The organism is Streptomyces sp. NPDC025721 (genome assembly GCF_055558595.1).
In genome coordinates this window covers 62,118-75,076 of sequence record NZ_JBVHMF010000012.1, presented here as the reverse complement: position 1 = coordinate 75,076, position 12,959 = coordinate 62,118, and the positions used below count along the sequence as shown (strand labels likewise).

Here is a 12,959-nt window from a genome sequence, read left to right as displayed (position 1 = left end):
TCGCGACGCCGTATTCACCTTCTCCTCAAGGGCGTTGACATTCCAAGGGCATGTGCCCAGCTCGGCCGCCCGATCGGCGGCGACCGCTGTGACCTGGCAACAGTGCCGTTCCCCCGGGTCTCCCCCGCCGCCCCGCCGGGGACACCCACGAGCGTGGACGTACGCTTGTACGAGAAGTTCAAGCCGCCCGGCACCTCGCTCGCCAAAAACTGACAAGACGGTATGAATCCACCAACGGCGTGGTGGGAGGCCCGGCATGGAAAAAGACTGGGCGAATCGGGCCCGCGTGCCGGATCATGGGCCGCATGTCCGCGACACCCAGTGAACCGAGGAGGCAAGTGCCGCCCACCACCGGAACCGGCAAGGGACCGGCCGCCAAGCCGACCGCCGCCACCGCCCCGCACCAGGCACTCCCCGTCCATCTGCGACTGGACGACAGCGACTCCCCGTCCGATGTCGTGGACGCCCTCTTCCTGGGCCGGTTCACCTCGGGCGAGCAGCCGTTCTCGCGCGGCGCCTCGCTGGAGAATGTGAAGTCCGGCCTCACACTGCTGCCGCCGGACGCGGTGGTACTGCGCCAGGCCCGCGACAAGGACCGCAGCGCCACCCTCGCCGAGGGCGACGGCTGGACCGTCCTCATCTCCCGCTGGAACCGGGGCGCCGACGTCACCGTGGCCGCCGTCACGGACGAACTGGCCGAGCAGGTGCTGAAGTCCTCCGTCGACGACGCCGAGGACGAGCCGGAGCCGCAGCCCGAGAACGTCACCATGGGCTTCTGGTACGTCTCGCCGCGCCGCGGACCGCACCGCACCACCCGGCAGATCTCCGCCGCCACGTGGGAGGAGCTGCGCGGGAACTACACCGCGCCGGTCGCCGACTCGATGGACGGCCTGATGAAGCTCACGGCCGACGACATCACCGGCCGCCTGCTGCTGCTCCACGGCCCGCCCGGCACCGGCAAGACCTCGGCGCTGCGCACCCTGGCCCGGTCCTGGCGCGACTGGTGCCAGGTCGACTGCGTGCTCGACCCCGAGCGGCTCTTCAACGACGTCGGCTATCTGATGGACATCGCCATCGGCGAGGACGACGGCACGGCGGGCGGTCGCTGGCGGCTCCTGCTGCTGGAGGACTGCGACGAGCTGATCCGGGGCCAGGCCAAGCACCAGACCGGCCAGGCGCTGTCCCGGCTGCTCAATCTCACGGACGGGCTGCTCGGCCAGGGCCGCAATGTGCTGGTCGGCATCACCACCAACGAGGATCTGGAACGCCTGCACCCCGCGGTGGTCCGGCCGGGCCGCTGCCTGGCCAGGATCGAGGTCGGCCCGCTGACCCGTGACGAGGCCGTCAACTGGCTGGGCACTCCCGAGGGCATCGGCCGCGAAGGCGCCACCCTCGCCGAGCTGTACGCGCTCCGCCGCGGCAGCACGGCCGCCCTGCCCGTCCCCGCCCAGGCGTCGGACGGCCTCTACCTCTAGCAGCTCCGGCGGTTTCCCCGCCCCGGACGCCGCCAAGGCCGATGAGGCGTCCGGGAACCGCGCCGCCCGGGTGTGAGAAGACGCACGAGGAGACGCGCGAGTGCCGGACGCCGCCTTGGAGACGTCCGCTGTTGTCATGCCTCCGACGACACCGATGCCCTCGTGGCCCGAGTGGCGGAGGAACTCGCGGCAGCGCCTGGCGAACGCTCCGAGCAGACGGTGTACGCGGCGGGCGGTCTCTCCGTGGCCGTCCGTACCGGCATTCCGGCGACCGATCCTCCGCCACCTGCGGACCATCGCGATCACTCCCCCCCCGTCTCGCCGAAGCCGACTCCCCCATGGACCGGCTCCGTTACGCACTCCCGCCGATCCACTACGACGGCTCCCCCACCACCTGGTCACGCCCGCCCGGCCCCCCGGCCGCCGACCTGCCACGCTGGCGCCCCTCCGAGAGCGAGAACCTCCGGGGTCCGGGGCTCTAGGTCTCGTCGACGGCGCGCAGCGCCTCGTCCACCGCGGCCCGCGCGGCGTCCCGGTCGAGCCCGAGGCGGCGCGTGCGTGCCACGTACTCCGCCGCCGCGGCGGCCACTTCCCGTGCGCGGGCGTCGGCTGCGGCGATGTAGGTGCCGTGCCTGCCGCGGGTCTCGATCACCCCGTCGGCCTCCAGCGCGCGGTACGCCTTGGCGACCGTGTTGGCCGCAAGCCCCAACTGCTCGGCGAGTCCCCGTACGGTGGGCAGCTTGTAGCCGACCGGAAGGCGTCCCTCGCGGGCCTCTTCCGCGATCTGCCCGCGCAGTTGCTCGTACGGGGCGGTGGCCGCGTCCGCGTCTACGGTGATCTTCAGGCTCATATCCGGGATCCTGGCACAGCGGACGGCGGCAGGGGCACCGCTCGGCCGCTGCCGACCGGGTCGTGGGCGATCGGGTCCCCGCTCTCGTGCAGGTGGAGCAGGAACGGCTGCCCGCCCCGGTAGGCGTCGATCCCCGCTCGGCAGTACGCGACCATGTCGTCGGGCAGGGCGTCCAGCGGGTACCAGCCCAGCTCGGAGCACTTGTCGGGCTCGCGGTTGACGGGCTCGCCGCCGCTGCCGTATTCGGCCGTGAAGAACCAGCCGATCCTGGCCGCGCCGTCCGGTGCGCGGTGCTGCATGACCAGGGCGACCGCCAGCTCCTCCGACGCCAACTCGATGCCGATCTCCTCGCGGGCCTCGCGGATCATGCCGCTTCTGACGTCCTCGCCGTCCTCCAGGTGTCCGGACGGCGCGTTCAGCAGACCGTCCGCGTAGCCGGTGCCCGAGCGGCGGGCGAGCAGCACCTCGTCGCCGCGGAGCAGCAGCAGATGGACGTCGACGATCTCCTGGTGCCGTTGGGGCGCGGGCGGCCGGAGCACCGCCGCGTACCGCTCGTCCTCGACCTCACGGCCCCACAACGCGGCGTCGTGCCCGAGCTGTTCGATCACCAGTCGGCCGCCGAGCGGTGCGGTCAGCTCGACGAGTTCCGCGGCCCCGATGCCGACCGGGCTGATCGCGCCCCAGCGTCCTTCGACCAGTACGAGCCTGCCGCCCGGCCGCAACAACCCCACCCAGTGCCGCAGTACGGCCGCCGGATCCGGCAGGGTCCACAGCACGTGCCGGACGAGGACGACATCGAATCCGGCGGGGCCGACCGGCGGCCGGGCGGCGTCGCCGACCAGCACCCGCGCCCCCGTACCCGCCAGCTTCTCCTCGGCCCGCGCGACCATCTTTGTCGATGAGTCGACAGCGGTGATCCGGTGTCCCGCCTCGGCCGCGAGCAACGCGAGGCTTCCCGTGCCGCAGCCGAGGTCGAGCACGTCGGACGGCGTCCCGGGCAGCCACGAGCGCAGCCGTATGGCCCAGGCGTCCCTGACCCTCGGGTCGCGCAGGCCGTGGTCGGGCTCGTCGTCGAAGCGGTCGGCTTCGCCGTCCCAGAAGTCGCGGTTGTCCGTCTCGGTGCTCATGGGAAAAGCCTGCCACCCACCACTGACAATGGCCCCTCAGACCCCGCCCAGCCTGCGATAACGCGCTCTGCGGGCGGCTGTTCGCCGCTCGGGGTCCATCGCGCGGAGGTCCGCGAGACGCGCGCCGAGGACGTGGGCGAGACGAGTGAGAAAGGCGTCCGGGTCGTCGGCGGCGTCCGGGTCCTCCGGGACGACGGCGTCCGCGATGCCGTGGGCGAGCAGCGCGGCCGAGCCGATGCCCTGCTGTTCGGCGAGTTCGACGGCGCGGTCCGTCGTGCGGTGGAGGATCACGGAGGCGCCTTCGGGCGGGAGCGGGGACAGCCAGGCGTGCCGGGCGACGAGCACCTGATCGGCGGGCAGCAGAGCGAGCGCGCCGCCGCCCGCCCCTTGGCCGAGGAGCAGGCACAGCGTGGGCGCGGGGAGCGTGACGAGGTCGGCGAGGCTGCGGGCGATCTCGGCGGCGAGACCGCCTTCCTCCGCCTCGCGGGAAAGCGCGGCGCCCGCCGTGTCGACAACGGTGAGGAGGGGCAGGCCGAGTTCGGCGGCGATCCGCATCCCGCGCCGTGCCTCGCGCAGCCCGGCGGGTCCCAGCGGCGCGGGTCCGGCTTCCGCGGGGCGGCGGTCGTGGCCGAGCACCACGCACGGCGAGGGTCCGAAGCGGGCGAGTGCCAGCAGCAGTCCGGGGTCGCGCTCTCCCGCGCCGGTGCCGCTCAGCGGTGTCACATCGGTGGCACGGGCCAACAGGTCGTGCAGTCCGGGGCGTTCGGGTCGGCGGCTGCGGCGCAGCGAGTCGGCGGTGTCGGCGGTGTCGGCGGTGTCGGCGGGAAGTGACGCGCTCGTGGGAAGCGACGCGTCCACGGGTAGCGGCGTGTCCTCTCCTTGTCCTCTCTCTTCCTGCCCTGCGGGCGCGGGCGGAGATAGGAGTGCGGGCGTGGACACGGACGGAGACGCGGTCAGGGGCCGGGGCGTGGTCAGGGGCCGGTGCGAGAGCGGGCCCTGCTCGCCGCAGAGCACGTCGAGCGCCGTGGCCGCCGCCGCGGCGAGCGCGCCCGCGGGCAGCACCGCGTCGATCAGACCGTGGGCGAGCAGATTCTCGGAGGTCTGCACTCCGGCGGGGAACTCCTCGCCGTAGAGCGCCTGGTGCACCCGTGGTCCCAGGAAGCCGATGAGCGCGCCGGGTTCCGCCGAGGTGACATGGCCGAGCGATCCCCAGGACGCGAGCACCCCGCCGGTCGTGGGGTGCCGCAGGTGGACCAGGTAAGGGAGTCCGGCGGCTTTGTGGTCGGCGATGGCGGCGGTGACCTTGACCATCTGGAGGAAGGCGATGGTTCCTTCCTGCATGCGGGTGCCGCCGGAGGCGGGCGTGGCCAGCAGCGGGAGCCGTTCGCGGGTGGCGCGTTCGACCGCCGTGACCAGCCGGGTGCCCGCGGCGACTCCGATGGACCCGCCGAGGAAGCCGAACTCCCCTGCCATCAGCGCCACTCGGCGCCCCCGGATCCGCCCCTCCCCCGTCACCACCGACTCGTCCAGGCCGGTACGGGCGCGGGCGGCGAGCAGATCCGCCCGGTAGTCGCCCGCTTCGGGCAGGTCGGCCACGGTCACCGGTTCGTCCCAGCGGCGCCAGGTGCCGGGGGCGAGGACGGTCCCGATGATCCGGAGGGCGGTGGGCCGGCGGTCTGGGTCGCTCATGGCGCCACCCTGCCACGGCCGGTGCGGCCGGGCCGCGTTCTCCTCCGGCGGTCGGCCGCGTGCCGCGCTACCAGCTCGGACGGATGGGGCCGGTGGGCGCGAGGCGGACCAGTTCGTCGCGCAGCGCGAGCAGCCGCTCCTCGCCGAGGAGTTCGATCCAGGGCTGGACGGCTTCCGCGGCGGACTCCTCGGCGGCGCGGGTGCACCGCCACCCCTGCGGGGTGAGCACGACCAGCCGGGCCCGCGCGTCGTCGGGGTGCGGGCGGCGTTCGACGTACCCCTTGCGCTCCAGCTCGTCCACGATCTGACTGGCCGCCTGGCGAGTGACGCCGAGGTGTTCGGCGATCTCGGTGACGGTCGCGCCGGACGGGGCCAGCCGGGAGAAGACAAAGCCGTGCGTGGGGCGTAGGTCGGTGTAGCCGAGGGCCACGACGCCGTTGTGGATGTCCTCGACGAGCGAGCCGGTGGCGGCGAGGAGCGCCGCGCTCAGGCTCATGGCATCGGAATTCTTCACAGGAACACCTTGACACAGTGCGCAAGCTGCTTGAACATATAGGCAAGGAGCTTACGCAAGTTACTTGCCTAACACCGGAGGTTGTCATGCCTTTCATCACCGCGGCCGACGCCGTCGCACATGAGATCCACGGGGTGCGCTTCGTGTCCTACGCGGCGCCCGCACTCGGCAGCGAGGAACTGTGCGCCTGGCGCAGCGAGGTCCCGGCCGGGACGTCGGGACCTCCGCACACCATCACTCGCGAGGAGGTGTTCCTGGTCCTGTCCGGGTCGGTGGAGCTGTCCGTCGACGGGGAGACGCGCTCTCTGACACCGGGAGATGCCGCCATCGCACGGCACGGCTCCTCCATAGGTCTGTCCAACCGCACGGAGGAGCCGGCCACCTTGTGGGTCACCACGAGCATCGGCCTGCAAGCCACGCTGGCCGACGGCTCGCGCATATCACCGCCATGGGCTAACTGAACGCCGACAGACAGGTGGTCGGGGTCGCGTGCGCCGGATCGAGCGCGTTCGCCGCCTCGTGGAAGGCGATGCGGTCGGTCAGGCCGATGGCCACATGCTCGGACACGTCGACCGGGCACAGGTTCTGGAGCACGACGTTGTGCACGTCGGGCCCGGACAGCGCCTGGGTCGTATACGGCGTGACGACCTCGTCGTAGATGGTCGAGATCACCGTGTAGTGCACGCCGGGCACGGTGTCGCCGCCCGCGTTCAGGTGCTGCTGGAAGGGCGATCCGGCCACCTGGTCGGCGAGTCCGGGGGTGATCCCGTGGAGCGCGTCGGCCGCGCCGGGGAAGTACGGGAGCAGCTTGGTGAGTCCGTCGAGCGTGGTCCCGTGGTTGTCGGGAGCCAGGGCGACCAGGGCGTTCACCTTCGCCGCGCCGCCGAGGAAGCGCAGGTAGTAACGCGGCATCATGCCGCCCTGCGAGTGCCCGACGATGTCGACCTTGGAGGTGCCGGAGGCGGCGAGCACCCGGTCGGTGAAGTCGGAGAGCTGCTGCGCGGAGTCCGCGATCGGACCGAGGCCGCCGATCAACGGCACGCCGGGCAGCATCCCGTAGTCGAACGAGTAGACGCAGTAGCCGCGCTGCACCAGGTAGGGGGCGAAGGCGAGCCAGTTGTCGGTGCCGTTGCCGAAGGTGCCGTGGACCAGGACGACAGGACGGGGGTGTTGGGCCGAGGGGCGGCAGGAGAAGTTGTTCCACCCGCTTGACGGTGCCGAGTTGGCAGATGCGGAGGCGGTGGCAGCGGGCGCCACAACCATCGCGGCAGCCAGCGAAAGCGCGGCCAAGAGCCGTCGCCAGGGCAGCCTCATGTGATCTCCTCGCAGTTCGGGAAAATGGACACACGCAGGCCCTGTGATCCGGATCACGAGGTTGCTGAACACCCGTTAAATTACGCGCGAGTAAGTACGGGCGGCTAGTTACGCGTGAGTAAAAAGTCGGCGCGTCGTTATCCGCCGGTCACAAAACCCACGACCCTCCACGGCATCTCGGCGGAAGTGACGGCCTCCACCGGCGTCCGCGAGTACGGCAGGCGGCGGGCGGACGTCGACCACCGGAGTGACGACGGCCGAGCGGGCCGAGAACGGCGTCGCGACCACCCCCGCCGGGGCGGCCAGGGGCGGGCCGAGCGGCCGCGGTCGAGCGGATGCAGAGGACATGCGTATCGACCGTACGACACCCCTCACGTGCAGTGATGGTGGTGCGCCGACTTGCCTTGTTCGAACGCGCGTGCGAATGTCGGGGGCATGGGTGCAGTGCTGGCGGCAGACGGTCGGGCGGGACACGGGACGGTCGCCGGACCGGGGTCCGTGTGGGGTCCGCTGCTGCCCGAGGGGCGGCTGCGGGCGGGCACGGTGACCGCTGTCGGCGGGGACAAGGGACTGCTGCTGGCGTTGGCGGCGCAGGCGGTGGGACGGCGTCCCGGGGCCGGCTGGGCCGTGGTGGGGCTGCCGTCCTTGGGGGCGCTGGCCGCGCGGGACGCGGGGCTGGACGCCGGGGCGGGCCTGTGGGTGGACGCGCCGGGAAGCCGGTGGGCGCAGGTGGTGTCGTTGCTGGTGTCGACGGTGCCGGTGATCCTGCTCGGCGCGACGGGGCCGGCGCCGGGGCGAGTGGTCCGCCGGGTGGCAGGACAGGTGCGGGCCCACGGGGCCGTGTTGCTCGTGGCCGGTCCGTGGGACGGCGCCGATCTGCGGCTGCGGGTGACCGAGGCGCGGTGGGACGGGCTCGGTGCGGGCCACGGTGTGCTGCGTCATCGCCGCGTGGTGGTGGAGGTGTCCGGGCGCGGCGCCGCGGGCGGTGCCCCGCGCCGGGCGGAGCTGTTGCTGCCCGGCCCGACCGGGATGGCGATGCCCGTGGCGGAGCCCGAACCGGTCGCTCCGCCCGCAGATCAGGTGCGGGACGGGGCCGCGCCGGGCCGGGGCCGGGCGCTGCGCGTGGTGGGGTGAGCGGGCGTGCGAGTGCTGGTGTCGTGGGTCCCGGACTGGCCGCTGATCACCACGGGGCTGCCGGACGGCGAGCCGGTGGCGGTCGTGTCGGGGGACGGACGGGTGGTGGCGTGTTCGGCCGCGGCGCGGGCGGCCGGGGTACGCCGGGGGATGCGGGTACGGCAGGCGCAGTCCCGCTGCCCCGGGCTGCGGGTCGCCGAACGGGATCAGGCGGCCGAGACGCGCGGGTTCGAGCCGGTGGTACGCCGGTTGGAGGCGGAGGTGATGCCGCGGCTGGAGGTGATCCGTCCGGGCATGGTGGCCGCCCCGGCCCGTGGTCCCGCGCGGTACTGGGGCGGCGAGGCGGAGCTGGCCGCGCGGGTCGCCGCGGCGCTCTCCCGGCTCGGCCACCCCGTGCAGAGCGGGGCCGCGGATACGACCTTCGCCGCGGCGCTGGCGGCCCGCGCCCGGTCCGGGGTCCTGGTTCCGGCCGGGGAGACGGCCGGTTTACTCGCCCCCTATCCGGTGGGCGTGCTCGGTCGGCCCCGGCTGGCCGAACTGCTGGTCAGGCTCGGGATCGGCACGCTGGGCGGTTTCGCGGCGCTGCCCTCGGACCAGGTGTCGGCCCGCTTCGGCGCCGACGGGGCGGCGGCGCACCGCACCGCGTCCGGGCGTGAGCCGCGGCTTCTGAACGCCTCGGGCGCGGAGCCCGACCACGCGGTGCGGTGGGGCTTCGACCCTGCCGAGGAACGCACCGAGCCGTTGGCGTTCGCGGGGAAGGCACTGGCCGAACGGTTGCAGGAGCGGCTGACGTCGGCGGGCGTCGTCGGAGCACGAGTGGAGGTGGAGGTGGGCCTGGCCGACGGCCGCAAGTTGCGGCGGGCGTGGCGGCACGAGGGACGGCTGTCGTCGTTGGCGGTCGCGGAGCGGGTGCGCTGGCAGGTGCAGGCGTGGACCGATGCCGGGGATCTCGCCCCGGCCGCCGACGGGGCCGGGGGCGCGGTCGGAGTGGTGGAGCTGGTGCTGCGGCCCCGGCAGCTCAGCGCGGCCACCGGCCGTCAGACGGTGCTGTTCGGCGGGGGCGCCACGCTGGACGATCTGGAGCGTGCGGCCGGTCAGGTGCAGGCGCTGCTCGGGCACCGGGCGGTCACGCGGGTGGAGTTGACCGGGGGCCGCGGCCCGGCCGACCGGGTCCGCAAGGTCCCGGTCGGCGACATCGCCACGCCCCCGGCCGGTGGCGGGCCGTGGCCCGGCAGGCTGCCCGCCCCGCACCCGGCCACGGTGTACCAGCCGCTGCTGCCCGCCCGGTTGCTGGACGGCGCCGGGCAGGTGGTGGGCGTCTCGGGACGGCTGGCGGTCTCCGCGCCTCCGGTCCGGCTGACCGTGGACGGGCTCCCCGGCGTACTGGAGGTGACCGCGTGGAGTGCGCCGTGGCCCGCGCTGGAACAGTGGTGGGACCGGGACCGTGCGCGGCGGATCGCCCGGATGCAGATCACCACCGCCGCGGGCGGGGCATGGCTGCTGCAGATCTCCGCGGGCCGGTGGTGGGCCGAGGCCCACTATGGCTGACCGCCGCACCGGTCGTCTGCTGCGCCTGCCCGCCGCCGCTCCGCGCACGGCGCGCCCAGCGGATCCGGCACACACCGAATACCGGGAAGAGCGGAGCCGGTTGCCGTGGGCGGAGCTGCATGCGCACAGCTCGCTGTCGTTCCTCCAGGGGGCCAGTGATCCGGGGGCGCTGGTCACGGAGGCCGTGCGGCTGGGCATCGAGGTGCTGGCGCTCACCGACCGGGACGGGCTGTACGGGGCCCGGCGGGTTGCCGAGGCCGCCCGCAGTACCGGGCTGCGGACCGTGTTCGGCGCCGAACTCACCCTCACCGCTCACGGGCTCGGGCACCCCGTCGTCCTCGCCCGGAACCTCGACGGGTTCCACCGCCTGTCCGCGGCGATCACCGCGGCCCAGCTCGCCGGGTCCAAAGGCCGTCCGGTGTACGACCTCGACGTGCTCGCCCGCGCCGCCGCCGGCGGCGACTGGGCGGTCCTGACCGGCTGCCCGCCCGCCGACGCGGGCGAGGACGGTACGGAGATCGGACAGCTCGCCTTCCACCTCGACCGGCTCGGCGAGGTGTTCGGCAGCGGCAGCGTGCACGCGGAACTCATCGACTGGAATCTTCCCGTCGACAGCGTGCGCGCCGACGCCCTGGTGGTGGCCGCTCACCGCACCGGCACCCCCGTGGTCGCCACCAACGCCGTCCACTACGCCGCGCCCGCGCAGGCCCGGCTCGCCCAGGCCCTCACCGCACTGCGACGGATCGAGACCCTCGACCAGGCCACCGGGCATCTGATGGCGGCGCCGACCGCGCACCTGCGGACCGGGGCGGAGATGGAGGAGCGGCTGGCCCGCTACCCCGGAGCGTACGAATCGACCATCGCCCTGGGCCAGTCGTGCGTCCTCGACCTCGCCGAGCTGCGGCCCGAACTGCCGCGCTTCCCCGTACCGCCCGGTCACGACGACAGCTCCTGGCTGCGGCGACTGGCCGAGCGGGGCTGCGCGGCCCGCTACGGAGCCCGTGACGATCCGGCGGCGGCGACCGCGTGGCGGCAGCTCGACCACGAACTGGGGGTGATCGGCGATCTGGGCATGGCCGGGTACTTCCTGATCGTCCACGACATCGTGCGCTTCTCGCAGGAGCAGGGCATCTGGTGCCAGGGCCGGGGCAGCGCCGCCAGCAGCGTGGTCTGCTACGTCCTGGGCATCACGGCGGTGGACGCGCTCAAGCACGGGTTGCTCTTCGAACGGTTCCTGTCGATGGAGAAGTCGGGGCCGCCGGACATCGACATCGACTTCGAGAACCACCGCCGCGAAGAGGTCATCCAGTACGTCTACACCCGCTACGGCCGTGACCACGCCGCGCAGGTCGCCAACCTCATCAGCTACCAGCCGAAGCTGGCGGTCAGGGACGCGGCCCGAGTGCTCGGTTACCCGGCCGCCGCCGTCAACGCCATGACCCGGTCCCTGCACCACCGGCCCGGCCGCCCCCACACCCCCGACGGCGCGAGCAGCGACACAAACACGGCCACGAGCACGGGCACGGGCACGGGCACGACAGCCGATCCGGACATCCCCGCCGACGTCACCGAGCTGGCCGCTCAGCTCAAAGGTCTGCCACGGCACCTGGGGGTGCACTCCGGCGGCATGGTGCTGACCGCGCAGCCGATCGGCGAGGTCATGCCGGTCGAATGGGCCACCATGCCCGGCCGGTCCGTCCTCCAGGGCGACAAGGACGACGTCGCCGCCGCCCATCTGGTCAAGATCGATCTGCTGGGTCTCGGCATGCTCGCGGCCCTGCACACCGCCTGTGACCTGATCGCCGGACACCACGGCGTACACCTCGACATGGCGACGATCCCGCAGGACGACCCGCGGGTGTACGCGATGATCGCCCGCGCCGACACCATAGGGGTCTACCAGGCCGAGAGCCGCGCCCAGATCAGCACCCTGCCGCAGCTGAAACCGGCCTGCTTCGAGGACCTCACCGTCGCCGCCTCGATCATCCGCCCCGGGCCGATCCAGGCCGGGAGCAAGCACCCGTATCTGCGGCGCAGGGCGGGCGAGGAACCCGTCACCTACCCCCACCCGCTGGCCGAAGCGGCGCTGAAGAAGTCCCTGGGGGTGGTGTTGTGGCAGGAGCAGGCGATCCGGCTCGCCACCGACTGCGCCGGGTTCACCCCGGGCGAGGCCGACCGGCTCCGCAAGGACCTCGCCGCCAAACACGCCACCGAGAAGGTCGCCCGGCTGCGCGACCGGCTGCTGACCGGCATGGCGCGGCGCGGGATCGGCCCGGACGCCGCGGAGCGGATCATCACCATGATCTCGTCGCTGAGCAGTTACGGCTTCCCCGAGTCCCACGCGCAGTCCATGGCGGGCATCATCTACGCGTCCGCCTGGATCAAGCACTACTACCCCGCGGCCCTGATCGCCGGGATCATGGCCCACCTGCCGATGGGCTTCTACGACTCCCAGACCCTCATCCAGGACGCCCGCCACCACGGCATCGCCGTCCGGGGCGTCGACATCAACGCCTCCGGCGCGCACGCCACCCTCGAACCCGACTCCGCGCGACCCGACGGACACCCGGCGATCCGCCGCGGGCTCACCAGCGTCCGCGGACTGTCGCAGGACGCCGCCACGACCCTCCTCACAGCCCGCGCCGAGCGGCCGTTCCGGGACCTGGACGATGTCGCCCGACGCGGCGGCCTGGGCGCCCGGCTCCTCGAACAGCTCGCCACCGCCGGCGCCTTCGCGTCCCTGGGCACCGGCCGCCGCACCGCGATCTGGCGCTCCGGCGCCCACACCGCGCACCAGCAGCCGGTCCTGCCCGGCTTCGACGCCCTGCCCGACGCCCCCGAACTCCCCGCCATGACCGCGGGCGAGACCACCCTGGCCGACCTCACCGCCACCGGCGCCACCGCGGGACCGCACCCCGTCCACCACCTGCGCCCCTACCTCGACCACCTCGGCGCACAGCCCACCAAGGCCATCCGCACCTGGCCCGCACAGCGCCGCATCCGCGTCGGCGGCATCGTCAAATACCTCCAACGCCCCCCGACCGCCAACGGCATGGCCTTCGCCGTCGTCGAGGACGAGACCGCCATGGCCAACCTCGTCATCACCCCACCGGTCTGGGCCCTCATCCGCCGCACCATCCTCGACGCCCCCGCCGTCCTGCTCGACGGCCACATCGAACGCGAACACGACGTCACCAACCTCGTCGTCCACACCGCCCGCCCCCTCGGCGAGGGCGAGCCGAAGGCGTAGGGCCGCGACGGGTGTTGGGGGACGGTGGGTGTTGGGTGGCGGTGCGAGGGGCGGGCGG

10 protein-coding genes are annotated in these 12,959 nt (G+C 73.3%); 5 read left to right on the top strand and 5 right to left on the bottom strand.

Annotated features, from left to right (window positions below):
* The first annotated feature begins 305 nt into the window (after positions 1–305).
* A complete protein-coding gene (locus ACZ4EF_RS18790; RefSeq protein ID WP_355333418.1) occupies positions 306–1,475 on the top strand; it encodes a DUF5925 domain-containing protein in 1,170 nt (389 codons plus the stop codon).
* Positions 1,476–1,953: 478 nt separating this feature from the next.
* Here the strand turns inward: ACZ4EF_RS18790 and ACZ4EF_RS18785 are convergent, their stop codons facing one another.
* The 4 genes from ACZ4EF_RS18785 to ACZ4EF_RS18770 form a co-directional block, all read right to left on the bottom strand.
* Complete coding sequence (locus ACZ4EF_RS18785; RefSeq protein WP_188283791.1) at positions 1,954–2,325, bottom strand: GntR family transcriptional regulator; 372 nt, start codon at positions 2,323–2,325, stop codon at positions 1,954–1,956.
* Entirely contained in the window at positions 2,322–3,452 is a 1,131-nt protein-coding gene (locus ACZ4EF_RS18780; protein WP_467505451.1) for a methyltransferase domain-containing protein, read from the bottom strand. The genes ACZ4EF_RS18785 and ACZ4EF_RS18780 overlap by 4 nt, the downstream gene beginning before the upstream one ends.
* A gap of 36 nt (positions 3,453–3,488) precedes the next feature.
* Entirely contained in the window at positions 3,489–5,141 is a 1,653-nt protein-coding gene (locus ACZ4EF_RS18775; protein WP_467505449.1) for a carboxyl transferase domain-containing protein, read from the bottom strand.
* Positions 5,142–5,208: 67 nt separating this feature from the next.
* A complete protein-coding gene (locus ACZ4EF_RS18770; protein WP_355333428.1) occupies positions 5,209–5,655 on the bottom strand; it encodes a MarR family winged helix-turn-helix transcriptional regulator in 447 nt (148 codons plus the stop codon).
* A gap of 86 nt (positions 5,656–5,741) precedes the next feature.
* Here ACZ4EF_RS18770 and ACZ4EF_RS18765 point away from each other — a divergent pair, with 86 nt between their 5' ends.
* Positions 5,742–6,116, top strand: coding sequence for a cupin domain-containing protein (locus ACZ4EF_RS18765; RefSeq protein ID WP_467505447.1), 375 nt, complete (start codon positions 5,742–5,744; stop codon positions 6,114–6,116).
* Here the strand turns inward: ACZ4EF_RS18765 and ACZ4EF_RS18760 are convergent.
* The gene (locus ACZ4EF_RS18760) at positions 6,109–6,969 is read right to left on the bottom strand and encodes an esterase/lipase family protein (protein WP_355333432.1); all 861 of its coding nucleotides are present in this window, start codon (positions 6,967–6,969) and stop codon (positions 6,109–6,111) included. The genes ACZ4EF_RS18765 and ACZ4EF_RS18760 overlap by 8 nt on opposite strands.
* A 435-nt stretch (positions 6,970–7,404) precedes the next feature.
* Between ACZ4EF_RS18760 and ACZ4EF_RS18755 the strand changes: the two genes are divergently transcribed.
* The 3 genes from ACZ4EF_RS18755 to ACZ4EF_RS18745 are packed head-to-tail and all read left to right on the top strand — an operon-like array spanning position 7,405 to position 12,901.
* Complete coding sequence (locus tag ACZ4EF_RS18755; RefSeq protein ID WP_467505445.1) at positions 7,405–8,103, top strand: hypothetical protein; 699 nt, start codon at positions 7,405–7,407, stop codon at positions 8,101–8,103.
* A gap of 6 nt (positions 8,104–8,109) precedes the next feature.
* Positions 8,110–9,651, top strand: coding sequence for a Y-family DNA polymerase (locus ACZ4EF_RS18750; RefSeq protein ID WP_401313520.1), 1,542 nt, complete (start codon positions 8,110–8,112; stop codon positions 9,649–9,651).
* Positions 9,644–12,901 (top strand): error-prone DNA polymerase, encoded by a 3,258-nt coding sequence (locus ACZ4EF_RS18745; RefSeq protein ID WP_467505443.1) that lies wholly within the window; start codon positions 9,644–9,646, stop codon positions 12,899–12,901. Before ACZ4EF_RS18750 ends, ACZ4EF_RS18745 begins: the two co-directional genes overlap by 8 nt.
* Positions 12,902–12,959 lie beyond the last annotated feature (58 nt).

Excerpts from the sequence above, each read along its gene's own strand:
- ACZ4EF_RS18765 (WP_467505447.1), top strand. The coding sequence starts at position 5,742 with ATGCCTTTCATCACCGCGGCCGACGCCGTCGCACATGAGATCCACGGG.
- ACZ4EF_RS18745 (WP_467505443.1), top strand. The coding sequence starts at position 9,644 with ATGGCTGACCGCCGCACCGGTCGTCTGCTGCGCCTGCCCGCCGCCGCT.
- ACZ4EF_RS18775 (WP_467505449.1), bottom strand. The coding sequence starts at position 5,141 with ATGAGCGACCCAGACCGCCGGCCCACCGCCCTCCGGATCATCGGGACC.
- ACZ4EF_RS18780 (WP_467505451.1), bottom strand. The coding sequence starts at position 3,452 with ATGAGCACCGAGACGGACAACCGCGACTTCTGGGACGGCGAAGCCGAC.
- ACZ4EF_RS18755 (WP_467505445.1), top strand. The coding sequence starts at position 7,405 with ATGGGTGCAGTGCTGGCGGCAGACGGTCGGGCGGGACACGGGACGGTC.
- ACZ4EF_RS18760 (WP_355333432.1), bottom strand. The coding sequence starts at position 6,969 with ATGAGGCTGCCCTGGCGACGGCTCTTGGCCGCGCTTTCGCTGGCTGCC.
- ACZ4EF_RS18790 (WP_355333418.1), top strand. The coding sequence starts at position 306 with ATGTCCGCGACACCCAGTGAACCGAGGAGGCAAGTGCCGCCCACCACC.
- ACZ4EF_RS18785 (WP_188283791.1), bottom strand. The coding sequence starts at position 2,325 with ATGAGCCTGAAGATCACCGTAGACGCGGACGCGGCCACCGCCCCGTAC.